This window comes from Microbacterium sp. CCNWLW134, from assembly GCF_037083565.1.
Lineage (GTDB): Bacteria > Actinomycetota > Actinomycetes > Actinomycetales > Microbacteriaceae > Microbacterium.
The window spans coordinates 1,024,978-1,048,367 of the sequence record NZ_JBAOJU010000002.1 but is presented as its reverse complement, the minus strand read 5'-3'; the positions used below and the strand labels follow the sequence as shown (position 1 = coordinate 1,048,367).

22 protein-coding genes, 3 tRNA genes and 1 riboswitch are annotated in these 23,390 nt (G+C 70.5%); of the genes, 7 read left to right on the top strand and 18 right to left on the bottom strand.

What is annotated here, in order from left to right; genetic code table 11:
* The first annotated feature begins 8 nt into the window (after positions 1-8).
* The 3 genes from aceB (at position 9) to V6S02_RS15610 (ending at position 4,488) form a co-directional block, all read left to right on the top strand.
* Positions 9-1,682, top strand: coding sequence for a malate synthase A (aceB, locus tag V6S02_RS15620; protein ID WP_442927937.1), 1,674 nt, complete (start codon positions 9-11; stop codon positions 1,680-1,682).
* Positions 1,683-1,827: 145 nt separating this feature from the next.
* On the top strand, positions 1,828-3,030 hold the full coding sequence (locus V6S02_RS15615) for a pyridoxal phosphate-dependent aminotransferase (protein ID WP_124294012.1): 1,203 nt from the start codon (positions 1,828-1,830) through the stop codon (positions 3,028-3,030).
* 69 nt (positions 3,031-3,099) lie between these two features.
* A complete protein-coding gene (locus tag V6S02_RS15610; RefSeq protein WP_336401572.1) occupies positions 3,100-4,488 on the top strand; it encodes a dihydrolipoyl dehydrogenase family protein in 1,389 nt (462 codons plus the stop codon).
* Positions 4,489-4,854: 366 nt separating this feature from the next.
* On the opposite strand, the gene V6S02_RS15605 is transcribed toward V6S02_RS15610, so the two are convergent.
* The 6 genes from V6S02_RS15605 to V6S02_RS15580 are packed head-to-tail and all read right to left on the bottom strand — an operon-like array spanning position 4,855 to position 8,785.
* Complete coding sequence (locus V6S02_RS15605) at positions 4,855-5,991, bottom strand: UDP-N-acetylmuramate dehydrogenase (protein WP_336401571.1); 1,137 nt, start codon at positions 5,989-5,991, stop codon at positions 4,855-4,857.
* Positions 5,988-6,428, bottom strand: coding sequence for a MaoC/PaaZ C-terminal domain-containing protein (locus tag V6S02_RS15600; RefSeq protein WP_336401570.1), 441 nt, complete (start codon positions 6,426-6,428; stop codon positions 5,988-5,990). The genes V6S02_RS15605 and V6S02_RS15600 overlap by 4 nt, the downstream gene beginning before the upstream one ends.
* Entirely contained in the window at positions 6,425-6,874 is a 450-nt protein-coding gene (locus V6S02_RS15595; RefSeq protein WP_124294016.1) for a MaoC family dehydratase N-terminal domain-containing protein, read from the bottom strand. Before V6S02_RS15595 ends, V6S02_RS15600 begins: the two co-directional genes overlap by 4 nt.
* A 9-nt stretch (positions 6,875-6,883) precedes the next feature.
* Positions 6,884-7,681, bottom strand: a complete 798-nt coding sequence (locus V6S02_RS15590) for a sulfite exporter TauE/SafE family protein (protein ID WP_336401569.1) — start codon at positions 7,679-7,681, stop codon at positions 6,884-6,886.
* Positions 7,678-8,382, bottom strand: a complete 705-nt coding sequence (locus V6S02_RS15585) for a DUF2510 domain-containing protein (RefSeq protein ID WP_336401568.1) — start codon at positions 8,380-8,382, stop codon at positions 7,678-7,680. The genes V6S02_RS15590 and V6S02_RS15585 overlap by 4 nt, the downstream gene beginning before the upstream one ends.
* Positions 8,383-8,440: 58 nt before the next feature.
* The gene (locus V6S02_RS15580; RefSeq protein ID WP_336401567.1) at positions 8,441-8,785 is read right to left on the bottom strand and encodes a TraR/DksA family transcriptional regulator; all 345 of its coding nucleotides are present in this window, start codon (positions 8,783-8,785) and stop codon (positions 8,441-8,443) included.
* A gap of 88 nt (positions 8,786-8,873) precedes the next feature.
* Between V6S02_RS15580 and V6S02_RS15575 the strand changes: the two genes are divergently transcribed.
* Both V6S02_RS15575 and V6S02_RS15570 read left to right on the top strand, forming a co-directional pair.
* On the top strand, positions 8,874-9,845 hold the full coding sequence (locus V6S02_RS15575; protein ID WP_336401566.1) for an NAD-dependent epimerase/dehydratase family protein: 972 nt from the start codon (positions 8,874-8,876) through the stop codon (positions 9,843-9,845).
* 149 nt (positions 9,846-9,994) lie between these two features.
* Positions 9,995-11,293: a hemolysin family protein gene (locus V6S02_RS15570; RefSeq protein WP_124294021.1), complete on the top strand. Its 1,299-nt coding sequence runs from the start codon at positions 9,995-9,997 to the stop codon at positions 11,291-11,293.
* On the opposite strand, the gene V6S02_RS15565 is transcribed toward V6S02_RS15570, so the two are convergent.
* From V6S02_RS15565 to V6S02_RS15540, 6 genes are all read right to left on the bottom strand, one after another.
* Positions 11,217-12,635, bottom strand: coding sequence for an APC family permease (locus V6S02_RS15565; RefSeq protein ID WP_336401565.1), 1,419 nt, complete (start codon positions 12,633-12,635; stop codon positions 11,217-11,219). The genes V6S02_RS15570 and V6S02_RS15565 overlap by 77 nt on opposite strands.
* A gap of 83 nt (positions 12,636-12,718) precedes the next feature.
* Positions 12,719-13,042, bottom strand: coding sequence for a DMT family transporter (locus V6S02_RS15560; RefSeq protein ID WP_124294543.1), 324 nt, complete (start codon positions 13,040-13,042; stop codon positions 12,719-12,721).
* A 13-nt stretch (positions 13,043-13,055) separates the two neighbouring features.
* Positions 13,056-13,118, bottom strand: a riboswitch (guanidine-III (ykkC-III) riboswitch).
* 117 nt (positions 13,119-13,235) lie between these two features.
* Positions 13,236-13,309: transfer RNA gene (locus tag V6S02_RS15555), tRNA-Met, on the bottom strand.
* A 34-nt stretch (positions 13,310-13,343) separates the two neighbouring features.
* Positions 13,344-13,415: transfer RNA gene (locus tag V6S02_RS15550), tRNA-Thr, on the bottom strand.
* 64 nt (positions 13,416-13,479) lie between these two features.
* On the bottom strand, positions 13,480-14,814 hold the full coding sequence (locus tag V6S02_RS15545; protein ID WP_336401564.1) for a M23 family metallopeptidase: 1,335 nt from the start codon (positions 14,812-14,814) through the stop codon (positions 13,480-13,482).
* 303 nt (positions 14,815-15,117) lie between these two features.
* The gene (locus V6S02_RS15540; protein WP_124294023.1) at positions 15,118-15,927 is read right to left on the bottom strand and encodes an inositol monophosphatase family protein; all 810 of its coding nucleotides are present in this window, start codon (positions 15,925-15,927) and stop codon (positions 15,118-15,120) included.
* 74 nt (positions 15,928-16,001) lie between these two features.
* Here V6S02_RS15540 and V6S02_RS15535 point away from each other — a divergent pair, with 74 nt between their 5' ends.
* A complete protein-coding gene (locus tag V6S02_RS15535; protein ID WP_336401563.1) occupies positions 16,002-17,600 on the top strand; it encodes a phytoene desaturase family protein in 1,599 nt (532 codons plus the stop codon).
* Here the strand turns inward: V6S02_RS15535 and V6S02_RS15530 are convergent, their stop codons facing one another.
* From V6S02_RS15530 to V6S02_RS15515, 4 genes are all read right to left on the bottom strand, one after another.
* The gene (locus V6S02_RS15530; protein WP_336401562.1) at positions 17,601-18,905 is read right to left on the bottom strand and encodes a hypothetical protein; all 1,305 of its coding nucleotides are present in this window, start codon (positions 18,903-18,905) and stop codon (positions 17,601-17,603) included.
* 110 nt (positions 18,906-19,015) lie between these two features.
* Positions 19,016-19,097 (bottom strand) — tRNA-Tyr (locus V6S02_RS15525).
* Between the two features lie 107 nt (positions 19,098-19,204).
* Positions 19,205-20,119, bottom strand: a complete 915-nt coding sequence (locus V6S02_RS15520) for a PfkB family carbohydrate kinase (protein WP_336401561.1) — start codon at positions 20,117-20,119, stop codon at positions 19,205-19,207.
* The gene (locus V6S02_RS15515; protein ID WP_124294027.1) at positions 20,116-20,616 is read right to left on the bottom strand and encodes an FBP domain-containing protein; all 501 of its coding nucleotides are present in this window, start codon (positions 20,614-20,616) and stop codon (positions 20,116-20,118) included. The genes V6S02_RS15520 and V6S02_RS15515 overlap by 4 nt, the downstream gene beginning before the upstream one ends.
* A gap of 279 nt (positions 20,617-20,895) precedes the next feature.
* On the opposite strand from V6S02_RS15515, the gene V6S02_RS15510 reads away from it, so the two are divergent.
* Positions 20,896-21,618 carry a class I SAM-dependent methyltransferase gene (locus V6S02_RS15510; protein WP_336401560.1) on the top strand — a complete coding sequence of 241 codons (723 nt, stop codon included), beginning with the start codon at positions 20,896-20,898 and terminating at the stop codon, positions 21,616-21,618.
* A 3-nt stretch (positions 21,619-21,621) separates the two neighbouring features.
* On the opposite strand, the gene V6S02_RS15505 is transcribed toward V6S02_RS15510, so the two are convergent.
* A complete protein-coding gene (locus tag V6S02_RS15505; RefSeq protein WP_124294029.1) occupies positions 21,622-22,416 on the bottom strand; it encodes a hypothetical protein in 795 nt (264 codons plus the stop codon).
* 4 nt (positions 22,417-22,420) lie between these two features.
* Positions 22,421-23,389: a sugar ABC transporter permease gene (locus tag V6S02_RS15500; RefSeq protein WP_124294030.1), complete on the bottom strand. Its 969-nt coding sequence runs from the start codon at positions 23,387-23,389 to the stop codon at positions 22,421-22,423.
* Position 23,390: the final 1 nt, after the last annotated feature.

Here is a 23,390-nt window from a genome sequence, read left to right as displayed (position 1 = left end):
ACCCGATCATGACCCTCACGACAGCCCCACCCCTCCCGACCACTCCGCCGCCGATGCTGCGGCCGACCACCGGGCCCATCCGCACGCACCAGCCGACGATCCGGGTGACCGGTGAGCTGGGCCCGCGGTACGACGAGATCCTCACCCCCGAAGCCCTCGCCTTCGTCACCTCCCTCCATGACCGCTTCGGTGGTCGCCGCCACGACCGCCTCGCCGAGCGCATGCGTCACCGCTTCGAGATCGGCAATGGTCGCGACCCGCACTTCCGCCACGACACCGCGCACATCCGCGACGATCCGCAGTGGCGGGTGGCCGGTGCCGGCCCGGGCCTGGAGGACCGCCGGGTCGAGATCACCGGCCCGACCGATCCGAAGATGACGATCAACGCGTTGAACTCCGGCGCGAAGGTGTGGCTCGCCGACCAGGAGGACGCCACCTCGCCGACGTGGCGGAACGTCATCGAGGGCCAACTGTCGCTGTTCGACGCCATCCGTGGACAGCTGTCGTACACGAGCCCCGAGGGCAAGAGCTACCGCGTGACGGCGGAGCAGACCCCGACGATCGTGATGCGTCCGCGGGGCTGGCACCTGCCCGAGGCGCACATCGAGTTCACCGATCGCACCGGTCGCACTCTGTCGGCATCGGGATCACTCGTCGACTACGGCCTGTACGTCTTCCACAACGCGCAGGCGCTGATCGACGCCGGTCGCGGCCCCTACTTCTATCTCGCGAAGCTCGAGAGCGCGGAGGAGGCGCGGCTGTGGGATGACGTCTTCACCTTCACCGAGCGCGCCCTGGGCATACCGCACGGCACGATCCGCGCCACGGTGCTGATCGAGACGCTTCCCGCGGCGTTCGAGATGGAGGAGATCCTGTTCGAGCTGCGCGACCACTGCGCGGGGCTGAACGCCGGGCGCTGGGACTACATCTTCTCGATCATCAAGAACTATCGCGGGCGCGGTGCGCGATTCGTCCTTCCCGATCGCAGCGACGTGACGATGACGGTGCCGTTCATGCGGGCGTACACCGAGTTGCTGGTGCAGACGTGCCACAAGCGCGGGGCGTTCGCGATCGGCGGGATGAGCGCCTTCATCCCGAACCGGCGCGACCCCGAGGTGACCACGAGGGCATTCGAGAAGGTCGCCGCCGACAAGAAGCGCGAGGCCGCGGACGGCTTCGACGGCACCTGGGTCGCCCACCCCGACCTCATCCCGATCGCCCGGGCGGAGTTCGATGCGGTGCTCGGCGACCGGCCGAATCAGGTCGACCGCCGGCGCGACGACGTGACGGTGACCGCGGCGCAGCTGATCGACGTGCACATCGGACTCCCCGTCACCGCCGCGGGTGTGCACGCCAACGTGTCGGTGGCGATCCGCTATCTCGAGGCATGGCTGCGGGGAGTGGGCGCGGTCGCCATCGACAATCTGATGGAAGACGCGGCAACCGCCGAGATCAGCCGCTCGCAGATCTGGCAGTGGATCCACCAGGACCGCTCTCTTTCGGACGGCACGCCCATCACGGCCGACTACGTCGAGGGGCTCATCGGAGAGGTGTTGGGCGAGGTGGCTCGCAGCGACGGCGACCGGTTCGACGACGCCGCCGAGCTGTTCCGCGAGGTCGCGCTGCAGCCGGAGTTCCCCGCGTTCCTCACCGTCCCGGCCTACACCCGCTACCTCGCCTGAGCCGGCCTGCCGAGACCGCACTCGCCCGTCGAGACGCACGCCCACGCGTGCGGTCCCGGCGGGCGGTGTCGGTTTCGGCGTCGGCGGGGACCGGCAGAGGCCTTTCGACCCGGTGCGCACGGCGGTGCGCCGCTACTCTCATATCGTGACCTCCCGCGCTCCTCTCTCCCGCAAACTGTCCGCGATCGCCGAATCGGCCACGCTCAAGGTCGACGCGAAGGCCAAGGCGCTGCAGGCCGCCGGCCGCCCGGTGATCTCGTACGCCGCGGGAGAACCCGACTTCGCCACGCCCTCGTTCATCGTCGACGCCGCTGCCGAAGCCCTGAGCGACCCGGCGAACTACCGCTACACCCCCGCTGCAGGACTGCCGGTGCTGCGCGAGGCGATCGCCGCCAAGACCCTTCGCGACTCGGGGTGGGACGTCGAGTCGTCGCAGATCATCGTCACCAACGGCGGCAAGCAGGCGGTGTATCAGGCGTTCCAGGCCGTGGTGAACCCCGGCGACGAGGTGCTGCTGCCCGCACCGTACTGGACGACCTATCCCGAGGCGATCCGCCTTGCAGACGGCGTGCCCGTGGAGGTCTTCGCCGGGGCCGACCAGGAGTACAAGGTCACCGTCGAACAGTTGGAAGCGGCTCGCACCGAGCGGACGACGGTGCTCGTCTTCGTCTCGCCCTCCAATCCCACCGGCGCGGTCTACTCCGCCGATGAGACGCGCGCGATCGGAGAATGGGCGCTCGAGCACGGCATCTGGGTGATCTCCGACGAGATCTACCAGAACCTCGTCTACGACGGCGCCCGCGCCACATCGATCGTCGAGGCGGTGCCGGATGTCGCCGGCCAGACCATCCTCGTCAACGGCGTCGCCAAGACCTACGCGATGACCGGATGGCGCGTGGGCTGGATGGTCGGGCCGGCCGACGCCATCAAGCTCGCCGCGAACCTGCAGTCGCACCTGTCGAGCAACGTCAACAACATCGCGCAGCGTGCCGCCCTGGCTGCCCTCACCGGCCCGCAGGTCGAGGCCGAGAAGATGCGGAGCGCGTTCAACCGCCGTCGCCGCGTGATCGTGACGGAGCTGGCGAAGATCCCCGGCGTCACGGTGCCGAACCCGCTCGGCGCCTTCTACGTCTACCCCGACGTGCAGGGGCTCCTCGGCCGTGAGTGGGCCGGCGTGACGCCGACCACCACCCTCGAGCTCGCCGACCTCATCCTCGAGAAGGCCGAGGTGGCGGTGGTTCCGGGCGAGGCGTTCGGACCCAGCGGGTACCTCCGCCTGTCGTACGCGCTCGGCGACGACGCCCTCCTCGAGGGTGTGCAGCGCCTGCAGCGCCTGTTCGGCGCCTGATCACCCCACCTCGTCGCGGTTTGACCGCCGGCGGATCCTGCCGTGGTGATCGGATGCCACACTGACTGCGTGACCCCTCCTACCGCCTCATACGATCTCGCCGTCATCGGAGCAGGCCCCGCCGGGACGGCGGCAGCCCTTCGCGCCACAGAGCTCGGTGCGAAGGTGGTCGTGCTCGAGGCATCCGACCGCCTCGGCGGCACCTGCGTGAACACCGGCTGCGTGCCCACCCGTGTGCTCGCCAAGGCCGCCCGGCTGATGCGCGAGGTGGGTGCGGCCCGAGACTACGGCGTGGTGACCCACCCCGAGGCACTGGACTGGCCCGCCACCGTCGCCCGTGTCCATGAGCGGGTCGACCGGGTGCGGGCGGTGAAGAACGAGGCCGAGAGGTTCGGCGCGGCGGGGATCGACCTCGTGCAGGAGGGGCGGGCGCGCTTCGCCGATGCGCACACCCTGCGTCTGGACTCCGGTCGGCGCATCCGTGCCTCCTCGGTCATCGTGGCGGTCGGCGGGCACTCCCGGCGGCTCCCCCTTCCGGGCGCGGAGCTCGCGACCGTGCCCGAACACGTGCTGGAGCTGCCGGGCCTTCCGCCTCGCGTCGCGATCATCGGTGCGGGCAACACCGGCGCGCAGCTGGCGACCGTTTTCGAGTCGTTCGGCTCGAAGGTGAGTCTCCTCGACGTGGCACCGCGCGTGCTCATGGCCTCCGACCCCGAGGTCTCCGCCGCGATCGCCGCCTCGTTCGAGGGCCACGGGATGACGGTGCGCACCGGAATCGCCGGCGTCGACGCCCTGGAGAAGGACGGCAGCGGGATCGTGCTCCGCTGGCGCGAGCAGGACGGACCGGCCGAGGATCGCTTCGACGCGGTGGTGATGGCCACCGGATGGCCCGCCGACGTCGAAGATCTCGGGCTCGAGCACGCGGGCGTCCGGATCGAGCGTTCGTCGATCCCGGTCGACGCGTATTTCCGTTCGGAGGTGTCGCACATCCTGGCCGTGGGCGACGCGATCGGGCGTGACATGCTCGTGCAGGCCGCGCAGTTCGAAGGCGAGGCGGCGGCGGAGAACGCGGTCCTCGGCGTCAATCGCCGCACCCCGCATCACCTCCTCCCGGCGGGCGGATTCACCGATCCCGATTACGCCGGAGTCGGACTCACCGAGGAGCAGGCCCGGCAGCGCGACGCGCGCTGCATCGTGGCTGTGGCCGACTACGCCGATCTCGAGCGGGCCGTCATCGACGACCGCGCCGTGGGCTTCCTCAAGCTCATCACCGACAACCGACGCGAGCTGATCCTCGGCGCTCACGCCGTCGGCGAGAACGCCGTCGAGGTGATCCAGTCGGTGACGACCGCGATGGCGGCCGGCATCGATGTCGCAACCCTTGCGGGCGTGAAGTTCGCCTACCCCACCTACAGCGCGATCATCGGGCTGGCCGCCCGGCAGCTCCTTCGCGCGTGATCTTCGCGGCGCGCCGCGCCGCAGCATCCGCTCGCTCCCGCTCCGCACCCCGCGCCCCGCACTCATCCCGGTTCGTTCGTCGCATACGTACGTCCGGGGCGTCCCATCGCGTACATCTGCGACGAACGAACGGGAGTAGGACCGCGAGGCGGGTCAGCCGGGGCGATGGGCGAGGGGTGACGGATCAATGACCGCGCTCCCTCGCCCCACCCCACCCACCCACCCCTACCTCGATCACCGTTCGTTCGTCGCATACGTACGTCCGGGGCGTCCCATCGCGTACATCTGCGACGAACGAACCGCGGAAAGAGCGCGAAGCGGGTGAGCTGGGGAGAATGGATGACCGCGAGGACGCGTCGTCGCAGGCTAGAGGTCGACGCCGATCAAGACCGGCTCGGGCTGGAGCAGCAGGCCGAACTCGGCGTGCACCCGGCCCTGGATGAAGCGCGCCAGCTCCGCGATCTCGGCGGCGGTCGCGCCGCCCCGGTTGGTCAGCGCGAGAGCGTGCTTGGTCGACACCGCGGCGCGCGAACGCGGAAGCTTGAAGCCCTTGCGGATGCCCGACTGCTCGATGAGCCAGCCGGCACTGACCTTCACATCGGACTCCGCTGTCGATAGGGGCGGCACGCTGCCGTCGAAGTTCGACAACGCCACCACCACCACCGGATCGAAGTCGGGCGCGACCGGCCAGCGCGGGCACTCCGGCGGGAGGGTCCGGGCGAAGGATGCCGAGACGACGGCGTTCTGGAAGAAGGATCCGGCGCTCCACGTGTCGGGGTCGGCGTCATCGAGCACCATGCCCTTCCGCGCGCGGATCTGCAGCACCTGTTCGCGGACGAAGGCGAGCGTCACTGCGGCGCCGGGCTGGAGGCCGAGCGCCGTCCGCAGCTGATCGCCGTGGATCTCACGGGGCGCGTCTCCGATGACCGCGAGCTCCACCGTGACCGACAGGATCACCGCGCGTCGTTCGGGCACCGAGCCGTAGTGGTGTTTGAGCACCGAGGTGCGGAAGCCGAGCCCGAGCTCGGCGGCCGGAACGGTGGACACCTCGCCGGTGGTCTCGTCGATGAGCTCGACCTCGATGAGGGACTGGACGATCTCCTGACCGTACGCGCCGATGTTCTGCACGGGCGCGGCCCCGACGGTCCCGGGAATGCCCGACATCGCCTCGACGCCCGCGAACCCGTGCTCGACGGTGTACCCCACGAATGCGTCCCAGTCGTGCCCGGCCTGTACCCGGAGGCGGATGAATCCCTCGCGTGCGGCGGGGAGCGTCTCGATCCCGTGGGTCAGGATCCGCACGACCGTGCCCGGGAACGGCTCGTCGCCCACGAGCAGGTTCGATCCGCCGCCGAGCACGAACCAGGGGTCACCCGTCGCCCACACGTCGCGGAGCGCGTCGACGAGTTCACCGGTCGTCCGCGCCTCGATCATCCGCTCGGGGATTCCGCCTGCGCGAAGCGTCGTGAGGCTCGAGAGCGCGACGGGGGAAACCTCGGTCATCGAGTCCCGTCGCCGACAGGCGCACCGGCGGCGTCCGCCGGCCGCACGCGCACCTGCGCCTTTCCGAGCACCGTGGTGTCGGCGGCGGTCACGGTGAGGTCGATGCGGACCGCCTCGTCGGTCACCTGACCGATCCGGGCGACGATGTGAAGATCGGCGCCGTCGACCGCGTCGACGACGACCGGTCGAGTGAACCGCACACCGTAGTCGAGGATGCGACCGCCGTCGCCGAGCCACGGCATGATCGTGCCGACGGCGACACCCATCGTGAGCATGCCGTGCGCGAGGACTCCGGGAAGCCCGACCTCGGCGGCGATGTCGTCGCGGTAGTGGATGGGGTTGAAATCGCCCGACGCTCCGGCGTATCGCACCAGCGATTCGCGTGTGAGGTGGATCGTGCGTTCGGCGGCGACATCGCCCACGGTGACGGCGTTCATGCGTCGCCCTCGCCCACGAGCAGAACGGATGTCGCGGTCACGACGTGGGCGCCGGCGGCGTCGACCATCTCGGCTTCGCTGGTGACCATGGCGTTGCCGCCGAGGGTGCGGATGCCGGTGACGCTGAGCTGGGCGGTCAGCTCGTCGCCCGCGACGATCGGACGCGAGTACCGGAAGCGCTGCTCGGCGTGGAGCACGCGCGACAGCTCGATGCCGCTGTCGGGTTCGGCGAGCAGCTGCTGCAGCGTGACGTCCTGCAGCACGATCGGGAACGTCGGGGGCGCGACGACGTCGGCGTAGCCGAGGGCACGCGCGGCCTCGGGGTCGAGGTGCTGGGGGTCGTCGGCGAAGACCGCTCGCGCGAACTCGCGCACTTTCTCGCGGCCCACGAGATACGGCGGCGTCGGAGGGAACACGCGACCGACGAGTTCGGGGTTCACTGGCACCGGATCATCCTACCGAGCGGTCTTGCGCCCCCGAATGGCGCGCACGGCCATCTGCACGGCGATGATCGTCAGGAAGGCCGCGAAGAGGATGTTGCCCAGCTGCGGGTCGACGAGGGTGGCCAGCCACGTGCCGACGGGGGCGGTCGCACACGCGGCGATCCCGACGATCGCGGCGGCAGGGAGGTCGACGTTCTTGCGGATCAGGTTGCCGACGGTGCCCGAGATCGCCGTCGGGATCATCATCAGCAGCGAGGTCCCCTTGGCGAGGAGGTCACTCGTGCCGAAGAGGAGCAGCAGCACCGGGACCACGATCACCCCGCCGCCGACGCCGAGAAGACCCGCGAGGATGCCGGTGACGACACCCAGCGCGACGAGGCCGAGCACTGTCACGACGGTGAGCGGAAGGCCGGCATCCCGCGAGGGGATCACCAGGAACAGGGACACGATCACGATCACGAGGAATCCGACGAAACCCCACCGAAGGACCGTCACGGGTGTCCGCGGAAGCAGCCAGGTGCCGATCTGCGCTCCCACCACCGCGCCCGCGGCGAGGATGAGAGCGGGGATCCAGGCGACGGAGTCGTTCACCGCATAGGCGATCACGCCGACCGCGGCCGTCGGAACGATGGCCGCCAGCGACGTTCCCGCCGCAAGCCGCTGACCGTACCCGAGCACGAGCACGAGGAGCGGGACGACGACGGTGCCGCCCCCGACCCCGAACAGGCCGGACATCAGTCCGGCGACGAAACCGACGCCGAGGCACGTGAAGACGAAGCGCGCATCGCGCGCCGTGGGGGCGTCGGTCATTCGCCGACGAAAGCGTTGTCGATGACCCAGGCGCCGTCGATCTCGATCACCGTGTACTGCCAGCTCTCCTCGATCGGCTCCGGAGTGTCCAGGGGCTCGCCGTCGGCGTTGAAGAAGCTGTCGTACGTCTCGGTGGTGTCGACGTAGATCGAACCATCGGACGCGCTGATCCCCACCACCTCGATCTGGTAGTTCTCCACCGATGAGGCGAATCCGGCGGAGGCCTCTTCGAACGCCGTGCAGTCGGTGAGCTGATTGCCGGTGCGGAAGGCCTCCGACGTCGCCTCGAGGTACTTGTCGCAGTCACCCTCGCGCCATGCCTCGTCGTAGAGCTCGACCGCCCGGACGGCCTCCTGCTGGTCGGCTTCGTCGACGCCGCCACCCGACGCGAAGACCCCGATCAGGATCGGGATGAGCACGGCGGCGGCGATGACGATGCCGAGGAGCACGACACCCAGAACCACCCACAGGATCCAGAGCTTGGACTTCTTCGGCGCGGTCGCCGCGGTGAAGGCTCCCCCGGCGGGTGCATTCCCGGGCGCACCGGTGAAACCCGGAGCCGAGGGAGGGGCATCGGGTCCGGCCGGCGGCGCATCCGTTCCGTCCTCGGTCGACTGCACGTGCTCGGTCCACTTCGCACCGTCCCACCACCGACGGGTGCCGGGGCCGTAGTCGTACCAGCCGGGAGGGTTCGTGCTCATGCTCGCTCGTTTCGTCGTCTTCCGGCCGTGCGAGGAACCGGTGGCCGCCGCACTAAGACTACTGCCGCCTCTCGGCGCAGCGAACGCAGCGGGTCGCGGTGGGACGCACCTCCAGCCGCCCTTCCGGGATGGGGTCCGCGCACACCTCGCAGATGCCGTAGGAACCCGCCGACACCCGGTCGAAGGCGGCGTCGATGCCCGCGAGCTCGGCCATCACGTCGACACGCACCCCCTCGATGCGCGACCACTCCGCAGAAAGGGTTCCTCCCTCGGGATCGTGTTCGTCGTCGGCGGACTCGGCGCCGCGCGCATCGCGCAGCTGCGCGAGCTGCACCTCGACCTCGGCGAGGCGCCGCTGCGCGGATTCGCGCGCCGCACGGAGGGCGTCGACCGGGACCTTCATGACGCGCACGCTACCGGCCGCGTCCGACATCGGCACCCTAGGCTCGAGGGGTGCGCCGGCGCCTCGCCCGCACGGAGAGGCAGACAGCGTGCGCGTCGTCGTCATCGGCGGAACCGGCCACATCGGCACCTTCCTCGTTCCACGGCTCATCCGCGCCGGCCACGAGGTCGTCTCGATCAGCAGAGGTGCGAGGCCGCCGTACGTCGCCTCCTCGGAGTGGAACGCGGTGCAGCAGGTCGTCGCCGACAGAGAGGCCGCCGACCGCGACGGCACGTTCGGCGAGATCGTGCTCGCCCACGACCCCGACGCCGTCGTCGACCTCCTCGCGTTCACCCCGGAGTCCTCGCGCTCCCTCGTCGAGGCCCTGCGCGGTCGCGTCGGGCACCTCGTTCACTGCGGAACCCTCTGGCGCTACGGCCCGAGCGACCGGGTGCCGATCCGTGAGGGCGAGGGCACGCCGCCGTTCGACGAGTACGGCATCCTCAAGGCCGAGATCGCCGCGCTGCTGGCCGCGGAGACCGCCGCCGGGGGGCTCGTCACCACCACCGTCGACCCCGGTCACATCGTCGGCCCGGGCTGGACGCCGGTCGGGCCGCTCGGCAACGGCGATCCGCGCGTCTGGTCCGATCTGTCGGCGGGCCGCACCCTGCGGGTGCCGGGAGGGGACGGCGCCCTCATGCACCACGTCCACGCCGACGACGTCGCGCAGGTCTTCGAGCTCGCCCTCACGCACCGCGACGCCGCCGCCGGCGAAGACTTCCACGCCGTCGCGCCGTCCGCGCTGACCGTCCGGGGATACGCGGCGGCCGCGGCATCCTGGTTCGGACAGCCTCTGTCTCTGGAGTGCATCACCTGGGAGCAGTTCCGCACCGAGACGAGCGAACGGTACGCCAACGCGAGCTGGGGGCATCTGCACCGCAACCACTACCTCAGCATCGACAAGGCTCGTTCGCTGCTCGGCTATCGCCCGCGGTACGAACCCGAAGACGCGATCCTCGAGTCGGTCAGGTGGCTCATCGACAACGACAGGATGGATGTCGCGGGGCCGCTCCTGGTCTGATCGGCGTCGTCCCGGCATGCGGCACACGGCGGTTTCGAAGCGTGGACCGCTACCGTGGCTCGCATGCCGAAAACTGCGGACGGATCCGACTGTCATAGTCCCGGCGCCCGGGTGACCCCGGGCGCGTCCCCGCGAGGGGAGGTGAACCGATGAACGGCGACCTCCTCCTCAACATCGCCCTCGTGGTGGTCTTCGTCCTCATCGGCGGGGTGTTCGCCGCCACCGAGATGGCGCTGGTGACCCTCCGCGACAGCCAGGTGAACGCCCTCGCCGCGCGCGGCAAGCGCGGCCAGAAGGTCGCCGACCTGGCCCGCAACCCCAACACGTTCCTCTCGGCCGTGCAGATCGGCGTGACGGTGGCGGGCTTCGCGTCAGCCGCCTACGGCGCATCGTCGATCGCCCCGAGTGTCGCGCCGCTCTTCGTCTCCCTCGGACTCGACGAGGGCCTCTCCCTCACGATCGCCACCGTGGTCCTGACGCTGATGATCGCGTACCTCTCGCTCGTGCTGGGCGAGCTCGTGCCCAAGCGCCTGGCGATCCAGCGGAACGTGCAGTTCGCCTATGGTGTCGCACCGGTGCTGAACGGTTTCGCCGTGCTCATGCGCCCGGTGATCTGGCTGCTGTCGGTGTCGACGAACGCGGTGGTGCGCCTCCTCGGCGGCGACCCGCACAAGACCGGCGACGAGCTCACCGAGGAAGAGCTGCGCGACATCGTCTCGAGCCACCAGGGTCTGCCCGAGGACGAGCGGCGCATCCTCGACGACGTGCTCTCGCTCCGGGGACGTCAGATCAGCGAGGTCATGCGCCCCCGCCCCGAGGTGGTCGCTCTGGATCACGCCGACGAGGTGGGCGATGCCGCCGCGCGGGTGCGCGAGCTGCCGTACTCGCGCTATCCCGTCGTCGATCAGTCGATCGACGACATCACGGGGTTCGTCCATGTCCGCGACCTGTTCGAGGCCGCGGCGGTCGACCCGCGTCAGCCCATCGGGCCGCTCGTTCGCGCCATCCCCTATCTGCCCTCGACCGCGCGGGTGCTCCCGACCCTCACGGGCATGCGGGCGGCCGGCGACCAGATCGCCGTCGTCGTCGACGAGTACGGCGGCACCGACGGGATCGTCACCCTCGAGGACCTGGTCGAGGAGGTCGTGGGTGAGATCTTCGATGAGTACGACACGGATGCCGCGACCGCCGACCTGTCGGAGAACGGCGGCACCGTCGACGGCCGGCTGAATCTGCAGGACTTCGAGGAGGCCACCGGGCTCACCCTCCCCCGCGGGTCGTCCGACACGATCGCCGGTTTCATGCTGGAGCGGCTCGGGCGCCTGGCCGTCGTCGGCGACACCGTCGAGGTGGATGGGGCGACGCTCAAGGTCACCGGGCTCGATCGTCGTCGGATCTCGGAGCTGCTGGTGATTCCGAAGGAGCCGGCGCCGTCGACGGCGGAATGACGTCGATCCGCTCAGTGCGCATCTCGTGCTTTCGCCGCGCCCTGGCGACGACGAAGAGCACCGAGCCGACCGCGAGATAGACCAGCGTTCCGAGCCACACGGGGCCGGTCTGCTGGGTGAGGAGCACGATGCTGGCGATGATCGCCAGGATCGGGACGGCCCGGGGGACGGAGAAGTGGGGGTGCTCCACCCGGTCCTTCTTCAAGACCAGGACGCTGACGTTGGCGGAGAGGAAGACCAGCAGCAGCAGCAGGACGGTCGTCTCTGCGAGCGTCGCGACGTCACCGAGCAGCGTCAGGAGGATCGTGACGGCCGCCACCACGACGATCGACACCCACGGCGTGCGACGTTTCGGGAGAACCCGCCGGAACGCCCGCGGAAGCAATCCCGCCTCTCCGAGGCCGTAGCCGACCCGGCTTGCCATGACCATGAACAGCAGCGCGCCGTTGGCGATGGCGATCAGGGCGATGATGCTGAACAGCCAGCCCGGAACGGGGAGTCCGCTCGCCGTCACCACCTCGAGGAGCGGTCCGGTCGATTCGGCGAGGTCGGCCGGCGGCACAACGATCACGGCCCCGATGGCGATCAGCAGGTAGACGACGGCGGCGGTGAGGATGGCGCCGAACAACGCCCGGGGGTAGGCGTGGGAGGGGTTCTTCACCTCCTCGGCCATGTTCGCCGCCGCCTCGAACCCCAGGAAGGAGAAGAACGCGATGATCGTCGCTGCGAACGCCCCCTGCAGGGGCGGCACGTCGGGCGCGAACTCGATCAGGCGACTCGGGTCGCCGCCGCCGCCTCCGAAGACGATGGCCGCGATGACGATGATCAGCACGAGTCCCGAGACCTCGATCATCGCTGCGACCATGTTCGCGCCGAGCGACTCGCGCACGCCGCGGAGGTTGATCAGCGTCAGCACGAGGATGAACGCGACGGCCATCGGCGCCGCGGGGAGGTCGACGAGGGTGGCGAGATAGTCACCGGCGAAGGCGTTGGCGAGTGCCGCCGCGGTCGTGATCCCCGACGCCATCATCAAGAACCCGACGAGGAACGACACGAAGGGGATTCCGAATGCCCGCTCGACGTAGCGCGCGGCCCCGCCGGCATGCGGGTACTTCGTGATGAGCTCGGCGTACGTGCCGGCGGTCAGCAGGGCCACCGCCAGCGCGATGAGTAGCGGCAGCCAGATGACGCCGCCGACATCCAGGGCCATCGTGCCCACCAGGGTGTAGATCCCGGCGCCGAGCGTGTCGCCCACGATGAACGCGAAGAGGAGCCACACCCCCACCACGCGCCTCAGTCCGTGTTTCTCCTCGACGGGTGCCGCGCTGACGTCTTGAGCCATCTGGCCACTTCATCGGTGCGCGGCGCGACCATGCAACCTCTCCCGGTGCGACATGCACTGCCGTACAATCGCGCGACCTCCGGCTATTCGGCGTCGCTGACGAGTTTCAGTCCGACGATGCAGCCGACGAGTCCGATGATCAGCAGCATCCGGACCCAGGAGAAGCCCTCGTCGCCTGTGATCATGGCGTAGAGCACGGTGAGGGATGCGCCGATGCCGACCCAGACGGCGTATGCGGTGCCGGTCGGGATCTCGCGCATCGCCCAGGCCAGCCCGCCCATGCTCGCTACGAGGGCGATGCCGAACACGACGCTCGGCCAGAGCTTGGTGAAGCCCTCGCTCTTTCCGAGGGCCGTGGCCCAGACGGCCTCGAGGACTCCGGAGATGATGAGGATGACCCACGACATGATGCTCGCCTCCATGGCCAGTCTTGTCGCTCACCGGGTACTGAACCCTCGTCCGGGGATCCGGTCGGGATCCGTCGACCAGGCTACCGCCACCCCCTGATCACCGCCTGGGCAGCGATCACGGGGCGGCGGGCTGGGCGCGACGGCGCCGGAGAACACGACAAGCCCCCGAAGTGCCGGGGGCTTGTCTCTGTAGCAGGAGCGGGGCTTGAACCCGCGACCTCACGATTATGAGTCGTGCGCTCTCACCAACTGAGCTACCCTGCCGCGATACACCGGCAGCAAGATGCCGGATGCTGCGAGCCCCGAGTCAGGATTGAACTGACGACCCCTTCCTTACCATGGAAGTGCTCTGCCACTGAGCTATCGGGGCGTGCTGCCCTGCGCGGGCAACTCAACGAGAATACCAGAGCCGAGGCTTCCCGTTGAATCGGCGGTCACCCTCCCGCGTGCTGCCGAAGCCACGGCAGCGGGTCGATCGGCGTGGTGCCGTTCATGAGCAACTCGAAGTGCGTGTGGGCGCCGAACGAGCGGCCGGTGTTGCCGGTGCGTCCGAGGACGGTGCCGACCGTGACCTGCTGGCCAGGCACGACCTGCATCGAGTCGTACTCCATGTGCGCATAGTGGCTCGAGATCAGCTGACCGTCCACGACGTGGTCGATGATCACGTGCACCCCGTACGCGCCGCCCGACTCGCTGGCCACACGCACGGTACCGTCCGCGATCGCCTGGATCGGTGCTCCGGCGCCGGGGACGAAGTCGAGGCCTTCGTGCATCTTCCCCGAGCGCATGCCGAACCCGTAGCTGATCGGCACGCCGACCGCGAACGGCCACTGGATGGCGGCGGTGGGGTCGTTGACGTAGAAGTTCGAGAAGTTCGTGATCCCCGACGCGGCAGCCAGGTCGGCCATCGTCACCGTCTCGTAGCTCTCGCCGCGGGCGATCTGGGCGTTCTCGGTGGTGGCCGGGGCGACGTATGCCTGGATCTCGTCGGGGTCGACCGAGAGGTCTGTCGACGCCGGTGCCATCGTGGAGAGCGTGGCCGATTCGCTGCCGGTGGCAGCGGCCACGGCCTCGGCAGGAGTCGTGGTGGCGACGGCGAGAAGACCGACGATCCCCATGACGCTCACCGAGAAGGATGCCGCTGCGGCGCGACGGAAGGCGGCTCCGCGTGCCGGGCGACGGCGACGGGCGGCAGCGACGTGCGCGGCGATGTCGGGGGTTGCGGGCGCGGGATCGCTGTCCGCCGCGGTGTCATCGGCGGGGGCGAGCTTCTGCACCGGCGTCTCGCCGGTGAAGCAGAACAGTCGCGCGGCGGCCTCGAACTCATCGTCCGCCTGCGGCGCAGCGTCACGGGTGTCCTCCGGATCTGCCGCCGGAACCTCGTCGGCGACCGAGTGACCCATGGGCGGCTCGAGGAGACGGAAGGGTCCGGTCGTCGTGGAGGCGTCGAAGAGAAGCGCCCCGGTCCCCCCGGTGAAGGTTGCCGGGGAGTCGGGATGCTCGGGATCCGCCCCCTCGGCGTCGCCGTTATCGGCGTCGGTCGACGATCCTTCCGCCGATGCCTCGGGCACCTCGGTCACGCTCGCCTGGGCCACGGGGGCCGACTCGGCGGGGGTCGCCGTCACCGACGAAGCGGGCGAGTGCGCGACATCCCCGGCGTCACCGGTCATCGAGGCGGAGCCGGCCACCGGCACGGGCCCGGTCGAGAAGACGGGATTGATCAGGAACGGCTGCGCAGCAGCCCGGGCGCGCAGTGCTCGGCGGCTCATCGCCGGCGGAGCGGTAGAGGGCTCACCGGCGGGGGGAACGGTCGTCGTCTCCGCCGGGGTCTGAACGTCCGCGGGGGAGACTCGACTCGACCGGCGGGTGCGCGGGCGAAGAGCCGAGGATGAATCGTGGGGCAAAACGGGGGCGTGCTTCCGAGTCGTTGCCGCACATGGGGGGTGCACGGCAGGCGGTCGTTGGGGGATACTTCCGGTTCGGACACCAAAAGTAACGAACGGATAAACACTACCCGGCGACGTCTGGGAATGCCATGTACGACACCGGCGCGCAACCGGTCACGCGGCGGCTCAATCTGTGGTAAGCGACACCAGGCGCTCGAAGATCCCGGGACCGGCGGCGACCGTGAGGGGCCGCGCCGCGGCATCCGGCATCTCCACTCGCGCGAACCGCCCGCCCGCCTCGGTCACGAGCAGCGCCCCTGCCGCGAAGTCCCAGGGCTGCAGCCCGCGTTCGAAGTAGCCGTCGAGCCGCCCCGCGGCCACGAACGCGAGATCGAGCGACGCGGCACCGATGCGGCGGATATCGCGGGCGATCGTCATCGCACGGCCCACCCGTGCGAGGTCGGAGGCGTGGGTCGCGGGGTCGTAACCGAATCCGGTGGCCAGGAGCGCTCCGGCGGCGGCCGGTTCGGCGTTGACCGTCAGGCGCGCCCCGTTCAGCCACGCACCCTCGCCGCGGGTGGCATGGAAGAGCTCCCCGCTCGCGGGGTTGAAGACGGCGCCGGCGAGGGCGTCCCAGTGCTCCGGGTCGCTCCCGCCCGCGACGGCGGCGACGCTGACGGCGTACGAGGGGATGCCGTAGGCGTAGTTGACGGTGCCGTCGATCGGATCGATGACCCAGGTGACGTCGGAGTCACCGCCGTGCGACACCGGCGCTGCACCCGACTCCTCGCCGAGGAAACCGTCACCCGGGCGCTCGCGGCGGAGCCGATCGCGGATCAGCTCCTCGACCTCGCGGTCGGCCTCGGTGACGATGTCGGCGAGGGCCGACTTCGTCGCCGCGATCGCGACGCCCTCGGTGCGGCGGCGACGGGCGAGCTCCCCCGCCTCCCGGGCGAGGTCGACGGCCAGATCGTGCAGCTGCGCGGCAAGCGTCATGCCCCTCACGCTACCGCGGCGGTTTCGTCGCCAGGATCCATGCGTAGGTCGGCGAGCGCCTCTACGGTGGAGCCATGCCTCTCCCCCGGGATGCCGCTACGCACGATGTCGTGATCGTCGGCGGCGGTCACAACGCCCTCGTCGCCGCCGCGTACCTCGCCGGCTCAGGTCACCGCGTCGTCGTCCTCGAGCGACTCGACCACGTCGGCGGAGCCGCCGTGTCGGAGGAACCCTGGCCGGGGGTGGCTGCCCGCCTGTCGCGGTACTCGTACCTCGTGAGCCTGCTCCCCCGCGCGATCATCGACGACCTCGGACTTCGGATCGACCTTCGGCGCCGGCGCTACTCCTCCTACACGCCCTCTCCCGCCGATCCCTCTCGCGGCATCCTCATCGATCGGGGCGACGCGGCGGCCACGACGCGCAGCTTCGTCCGGACGACCGGCGACCCCGCCGAGGCCGATCGCTTCGCCGCTTTCGGCGACAGGCTCCTCCCGCTCGCCCGCCGGGTCTTCCCCACGATGACCGAGCCCCTCCGCCCCCGCACCCAGGTGCGCTCGCTCGTCGACGACGACGAGCTCTGGACGGATGTCGTCGACCGACCCCTGGGCGAGATGCTGCGTCGTTCGCTGGAGACCGACCTCGCCCGCGGGATCGCCCTGACGGATGGGCTCATCGGCACGTTCGCCACAGCCGACGACGCGAGCCTCGCTCAGAACCGCTGCTTCCTCTATCACGTCATCGGCGGGGGCACCGGGGACTGGGACGTGCCCGTCGGCGGAATGGGACGGGTCAGCGCCGAGCTCGCCCGAGCCGCCCGCGACGCCGGCGCAGAGGTCCGCACGGGCGCCGAGGTCACCGCCATCGATCCCGACGGCGAGGTGAGCGTAGCGGGTCCCGACGGGCGAAGCGAGACCCTGCGGGGCCGGCTGGTGCTGATGGGCGCAGGACCCGCGGTGCTGACCGACCTGCTGCGAGCGGGGGGCGCCGCGGCCGAGAACGCCGGCATCGCGCCCGAGGGCGCGCAGGTGAAGGTCAACATGCTGCTCCGGCGGCTTCCCCGCCTGCGCGACAGCGAGGTGTCAGCTGAGGCGGCCTTCTCGGGCACCTTCCACATCAACGAGACCCTGAGCCAGCTCGACGCTGCGCACGCCGCCGCCTCAGCGGGCGAATTCCCCGATCCGCTGCCGGCGGAGATCTACTGCCACTCCTTGACCGATCCCTCGATCCTCGGACCGCAGCTGCGGTCCGAGGGGGCGCAGACCCTGACCCTCTTCGGGCTTCAGGTGCCCCACCGTCTGGTCGCCGGCCGCGACGCCGACGCTGCCCGGGCGGACGCACTCGCCGCGGCGTCATCGTCACTGAATGCCGTGCTCGCAGAACCGATCGAGGACTGTCTGTACACCGCGCCTGACGGATCGCCGTGCGTGGAGGTGCGAACGACCGCCGACCTGGAGGAGGCGCTGCGGATGGCCGGGGGCGACATCTTCCACGGCGGACTCGCCTGGCCGTGGGCGGACGATGACGCCGACCTGTCGACCCCCGCATCGCGGTGGGGTGTGGCCACCGCGCACGAACGCATCCTGCTGTGCGGCTCGGGCGCCCAGCGCGGCGGCGCGGTCAGCGGGATCGGCGGGCACAACGCCGCGATGGCCGCGCGGGAGATGCTCGGCTGACTAGTTGCGCGGCGGAAGCGGCGGCGGGGGCGGGAAGCCCTCGTAGCCCTGCGTACCGTGAGAGGCCTGTGCTCCTCCCGGGCCCTGGGCGCCCGGCACCGGCGGCGGGAACGTCGGCTGCGACGCCTGCTCGGGTGCGATCGGCACGAACGACTGGGCTCCCGGCGAGGGTCGGCCGGTCTGGTAGGCCTGCCAGTCGGGGCTGCCGTCGGGAAGCATCGGCAACGGCGTGCGGCCGTCGGCGTACATCGGCCACGGGAGAAGCTCCCCGTCGGTGGGTGCCGGGGCGCCGGGAGAGGATGCCGCGGACACCGGCGCAGCGGACGCCGGAGCAGGTGCCCCCTCTGTGACATCGGCTGCGGCGGCGTCGTCCTCAGAGGCGGTGGCACGGGGAGCGGACGGCGCGGAAGCGGCGGCGACGGGAACTGCGGGCGCGGGGGCCGCAGGGGTCGGGGCGGCGGAGGTCGGCGCGAAAGGCTGCGGAGCGTTCTGCCCCTGCCATCCGGCCTGCGGCTGCCAGGCGGCCTGGGCCTGTCCCGGCCAGGTCTGGCCCTGGGGGGCGTGGGGGGCCCAGGCGGGGATGACGCCGGTCTGCTGCGCATCCGCGCCGGGGTATCCCGCGTAACCCGGGTACGTCGGGGCGACAGGCCGCGGCCGACGCGGCGCGAAGAGCACATTGATCAGCGGGAGAAGCGCGGTACCCACGGCGGCGAGGATCGTGATGGAGACGACGAAGCGCCAGTAGAGGTCGCCCAGCTGCGCGTACTCCGACAGCATCAGCGGGATCACCAGCATGATCGCAAGGGCGATCACGAGCACGATCGTCACGATCGCGATCACGGAGGTGAAGGTGGTGCGGTTGCGGGCGAGGGCCTTCAGGAGCAGGCGGATGTGCAGCAGTGCCAGCTGCAGGATCAGCACGATGAGGAGGAACGACACGAAGCGGCCGAATCCCGAGTAGGGGAAGCGCTCCGGCATCCAGATCATCACCGCCCCGATCAGCAGCGTCACGACCCACACACCCATGCTCGCCAGTGCCAGCCATGCCGGCCGGTTGGGAGCGAGATTCGCGTCGAGGATCGCCGCGCCGGCGAAGCCGGCGAGCAGCAGCACGGTCAGGAACGCGCGCGCGACGATGCCGTTCTCCGGCCCGATCAGCACCCAGACGACGCAGACGATCGCCGCTGCGATGAGAGCGCCGATCGCCACCCAGATGGCGGCACGGATGAGGGGTGACCGACCCGGGTCATCCGTGGCCTGCGATCCGGCGGACGCGGGCGTCTCGTGCGGCTGGGGCTGTGTCATCTCGGTCCTCTCGTTGACGCATGCCCATCCTGGCACGCGCGGGCGGACGTGTCAGGCGGCCCGGCAGGAGCGAGAACGACAAGAGCCCGGCCGAAGCCGGGCTCTCTGGGTGGCGAGTGAGGGATTCGAACCCCCGAAGGCTACGCCGGCTGATTTACAGTCAGATCCCTTTGGCCGCTTGGGTAACTCGCCAAGTGCGCACCCGCCCGGCTTGTGCAGTCGACCGGAGGCGCGAGAAACAAGTCTAGACCCCCGACGGGCGTCGAAAAAATCCACCCCGGATGCCTGCGCTGCGCCCCTCAGGTTCCGAGGCGATCGAGGTCGGGGGCGGTCAGCGCCGAGGGAAGGCGCAGGAGCGCGCCCTCGAAGCGGCAGGTTGCGGCAGCGACATCCATGGCCCTCTGCAGCGCCTCACCCCACGCCTCGGAATCGGCGGGAACACCGTCGATCATGGCGGCGATGATGGTCGCGAAGGCCGCGTCGCCCGCGCCCATGGTGTCGACGATGCGACCCGGCAGATCGGAGATCGGGCGGGTGACGACATCCGCCCCCGCCTCGATGGTGGCACCCGCGCGTCCCTGTGTGGCCAGGACCGCGGCCGCGCCGGCGTCGACGAGTCGCGCGCGCAGGGCGTCGAGGGGTTCCCCGTAGAGCAGCTCGGCGTCGTCTTCGCCGATCTTGACCAGCGCCGCGCCCGCGGCGAGCTGCTCGAAGCCGCGGACGAACTCCGCGCGGTCGTGCATCATCCCCTCGCGGGGGTTGACGTCGATCGCGAGTGGGGCGCCTGACGCGCGGACGGCCTGCGACAGCGCGAGGGTCTGGGCGACGTCGTCGAACGGGAAGCAGCTGATCGCGATGACGGATGCCGCATCGAGGGCGGCCCGCTCGGCGGCACCGAGGTGCACCGCGCGATGCTGGGCGGCGTCGTTGAAGACGTAGGTCGGCTCGCCTCCGCCGCTGCGCGTGCTCACCGCGCGCGACGAGCCGCGCAGCGACGGTGTCGAGAGCAGCTCGACCCCGAAGTCGTCGAGGTACGACCGGATGCGGCCACCTGCTTCGTCGTCGCCGACCATCGCGATGAGGGTCGCGGGCACGCCGAGGCGTGCGAGACCGACGGCCACATTCAGCGCGGCGCCGCCGACGAATTCGCGGACGCCGTGGTCGTCGCGCAGTTCGTCGATGAGGGCGTCGCCGATGACGACGGCGCGGCTCACGACCGGCTCCGCGCGTGCTGGGCGACGCTCTCGACGAAGGCCTCGGTGCGCCGACGCGTGCCGTCGATGCGCCGGTCGACGCTCGCGCGGATCTCACTCGGTGCAAGGGGGGCGGCCAGCCGGACGTTCTCGTGGCACGACAGGTCGGCGCACATGTAGGTGCCGACGCTGTCGCCGTTGCGGCCCGCCTCGCCGGCCTTGCGCGCGGTGAAGAGCGCGACCTGATCGGCGGGCTGCATCGTGTGGCACAGGTTGCACATCGCCGAACGCGCCGACGAGGTGCCCTCGGCGGCACGCAGCAGCACACCGACGGCCTCGCCGTCGACCTCGGCGATCACATAGGCGCGCCCACGCGTGCGCGGGTCGCGCCAGGCCAGGAAGTCGAGATGATCCCAGTCGGTCAGCACGAAGTCGTTCGGCAGGGCCATCACCTGCAGCTCTTCGGGACGGGCGTTCACGAACGACGTGTGGATGTCGCTCTCGGTCAGCGGGCTCATGCACTCTCCTCGCCTGGTCTCGGGACAGTCTACGAACCTCTCGCCGCCCGCGGGCGGGTTGTGCGGCGCGGGAGCGTCGCCCGCCTCTCACGCCGGACGACCTCGCCCACTCCTCACGCCGCGCGACCTCGCCCACTCCTCACGCGGGACGACCCCGTCCACTCCTCACGCCGACCCGTCAAGAATTGCGGCCCACGGAGCCGGGAAGCGACAGAATTCGACGGGTCGCGAAGGATGAGCGACATTGATCGACGGGCCACGGAGGATAGGGTGGCGCCCGTGACGGAGGACGGTGGGTGGTCCGCCCTCGCGGACGGATGGGCCGCACGGTGGGGCGGAGTGTCGGCGCCCGCGCGACAGGCGCTCATCACCGCGTGCGCCATCGGCCCGGGCACGCGGGTGCTGGACGTCGGCTGCGGCTCGGGCGAGTTCCTCGCCGAGCTGGCCGCGGCCGGAGCGCGGGCGATCGGGGTCGACTCCGCGCGGGGGATGGTTGCGATCGCCGCCCGACACGGCGACGCGCGGGAGGCGGATGCCGCCGCCCTCCCCTTCGAGGATGACTCGTTCGATGTCGTGACCGCGGTCACGGTCCTGCACCTCACCGACGAGCTCGATCACGCGGTCCTCGAGTGCGCACGCGTGCTGCGGCCGGGGGGTCTGCTCGGCATCGCGGAATGGGACGACACCGGGCGGAGCGACCTGGCGGTCATCGAGCAGGCCCTCGAGGCTGCGCCGGCTCCCTCGGGGCCCCCGCACCCGTCCCCTCTCGATCTCGCGCTGGACGCGGCGGACTTCCGTCTGGTCTCGCAGGGCGAGGTCGAGGTGCGGGTGCGGGCCGCCGACGCCGGCGACCTCGCGACGACCGTGCTGCTCGGTGAGGACGAGGCGACGATCGGCGAGCTCTGCGGAATCATCGGGACGGCGGCGGAACCGTTTCGGAGGGTGGACGGGAGCTACGAGCTGACGAACACCTTCCGCTGGCGCGTGGTCTCGCGCGGCTGAGCCTCAGAAGCCGAGTCGGCGGGCCACCGCGTCCGCCGCGCGCACCGGGAACGCGTCCCAGCCGGGCTCGAGGATCTCGCGGGCCAGCGCGTACAGCTCGCGTGCGGCGTCTTCGACCGGCGCCGACGTCGCCTCGGCGATGCGGGCGCCCCACTCGGGGAAGTCGCGCTCGAACCGGCGAAGCGGATCGATGATGTCGCGACGCGCCGTCGACCGCTCGCCGAAGCGACCGCGGATCGCGCGGACCAGATGGATGACCGCCGCACCGCGCACGAACTGCCCCGCGTTGAGCACCTCACCACGACGTGCCCGGCCGGTGCCGAGCAGGAGCTTGACGAAGACGAGCGCGGCGTCGTTGACGGGATCGAACCGATCGCGTGCGGCTGCGTTCGCGCGGGCGCGCGCGATAAGGTCGGCCGTCGTGCCCCGGTCGTCGTCGACGACGACGGTGGCCTCCCCCGCGACCGCGCCCTCCAGTTCCACGGCCTCCGAGAAGGCGAACTCGAACACATGCCCGTCGTCGTACACGGCGACGAACCCGATCTCGCCCTCGCGCGCGGTCACGGCGAGTCGGTCCTGATCGGGCAGCCACGTCAGGTCGGGCCGGACCTCCTGTCCGCGACCGTCGGCGATCAGGGCGAAGAAATCGTGATCAGACCATTCGTCGCGGCGATGCGCCGCGTCGTCCGATGCCGAGCCGAGAAGGACGAGGCCGATCAATCCGTCGCGCTCCTCCACCCCGGCTGCAAGGCCGCGGCTGAGCGCGGTGAATCGCGTGGGATCGGTGTGCACCGTCATCCGGTCACTTCACACTGCCGGCGGTGAGGCCGCCGACGATGAAGCGCTGCAGGGCGAGGAACAGCGCGACGGGGATGATGGCGGCCAGGACCGCACCCGCGGCGAAGACGCTCCAGTTGCGCGCGGTCTCCTGCGAGACGAACTGGTAGAGACCGACGGCGAGCGTCTGCTTGTCGGGGTCGGAGAGCACGACCGACGCGATGACGAAGTCGTTCGTCGTCGCCAGGAACGACAGCAGCCCGACGACGGCGAGGATCGGCGCGACCAGGCGCAGGATGATCGTGAAGAAGATGCGGGCATGGCCGGCGCCGTCGATCTTCGCCGCCTCGTCGATGGACGCCGGCACGGTGTTGAAGAACCCGTACATGAGGTACGTGTTCACCCCGAGCGCACCACCGAGGTAGACCATGATCAGCCCGAGCTGGGAGTTCAGGCCCAGCGCCGGGAAGATGTCGGCGATCGCCGACATGAGCAGGAAGATCGCCACGAAGGCCAGCAGCTGCGGGAACATCTGCACCAGCAGCAGGGTGAGGAGGCCGAACCGGCGGCCCGTGAAGCGCATGCGCGAGAACGCATACGCCGCGAGGGCGCCGAGCAGCACCGTGCCGAATGCCGTGGCGAGTCCGATCACGAGCGTGTTGACGAACCACGCGCCGTACGGCTGCGACGGGTTCTCGAAGAGCCGGAAGTAGGCGCCCAGGTCGAAGGTGGAGAACAGGCTGTTCGCCGTCAGCAGCGTGCCGCCGGGGTTGAGTGACGCCGACAGCACGTAGGCGAGCGGGAACGCGCAGAACAGCAGCATGACGATGCCGATGATGTGGCGCCATCCGGTCTCGCGGAACCAGCGACCGAACGGTCGCCGCGGGGTGGGCGCGGCCTTCTCCGCCGCGGCAGCGCCGCGGCGATCGTCGGCGAGGGCCTCCGCGAGAGCCGGGGCGGGCTGCGAGGTCAGCGGATTGGAGTTCAGTGCCATC

Bases quoted from the DNA above. Each gene is read 5' to 3' on its own strand.
- V6S02_RS15570 (WP_124294021.1), top strand. From the start codon at position 9,995: ATGAACGGCGACCTCCTCCTCAACATCGCCCTCGTGGTGGTCTTCGTC.
- V6S02_RS15590 (WP_336401569.1), bottom strand. From the start codon at position 7,681: ATGACCGACGCCCCCACGGCGCGCGATGCGCGCTTCGTCTTCACGTGC.
- V6S02_RS15585 (WP_336401568.1), bottom strand. From the start codon at position 8,382: ATGAGCACGAACCCTCCCGGCTGGTACGACTACGGCCCCGGCACCCGT.
- aceB (WP_442927937.1), top strand. From the start codon at position 9: ATGACCCTCACGACAGCCCCACCCCTCCCGACCACTCCGCCGCCGATG.
- V6S02_RS15565 (WP_336401565.1), bottom strand. From the start codon at position 12,635: ATGGCTCAAGACGTCAGCGCGGCACCCGTCGAGGAGAAACACGGACTG.
- V6S02_RS15515 (WP_124294027.1), bottom strand. From the start codon at position 20,616: ATGAGCCCGCTGACCGAGAGCGACATCCACACGTCGTTCGTGAACGCC.
- V6S02_RS15530 (WP_336401562.1), bottom strand. From the start codon at position 18,905: ATGACACAGCCCCAGCCGCACGAGACGCCCGCGTCCGCCGGATCGCAG.
- V6S02_RS15605 (WP_336401571.1), bottom strand. From the start codon at position 5,991: ATGACCGAGGTTTCCCCCGTCGCGCTCTCGAGCCTCACGACGCTTCGC.
- V6S02_RS15535 (WP_336401563.1), top strand. From the start codon at position 16,002: ATGCCTCTCCCCCGGGATGCCGCTACGCACGATGTCGTGATCGTCGGC.
- V6S02_RS15540 (WP_124294023.1), bottom strand. From the start codon at position 15,927: ATGACGCTTGCCGCGCAGCTGCACGATCTGGCCGTCGACCTCGCCCGG.
- V6S02_RS15545 (WP_336401564.1), bottom strand. From the start codon at position 14,814: ATGAGCCGCCGAGCACTGCGCGCCCGGGCTGCTGCGCAGCCGTTCCTG.
- V6S02_RS15560 (WP_124294543.1), bottom strand. From the start codon at position 13,042: ATGTCGTGGGTCATCCTCATCATCTCCGGAGTCCTCGAGGCCGTCTGG.
- V6S02_RS15580 (WP_336401567.1), bottom strand. From the start codon at position 8,785: ATGAAGGTCCCGGTCGACGCCCTCCGTGCGGCGCGCGAATCCGCGCAG.
- V6S02_RS15505 (WP_124294029.1), bottom strand. From the start codon at position 22,416: ATGACGGTGCACACCGATCCCACGCGATTCACCGCGCTCAGCCGCGGC.
- V6S02_RS15600 (WP_336401570.1), bottom strand. From the start codon at position 6,428: ATGAACGCCGTCACCGTGGGCGATGTCGCCGCCGAACGCACGATCCAC.
- V6S02_RS15500 (WP_124294030.1), bottom strand. From the start codon at position 23,389: ATGGCACTGAACTCCAATCCGCTGACCTCGCAGCCCGCCCCGGCTCTC.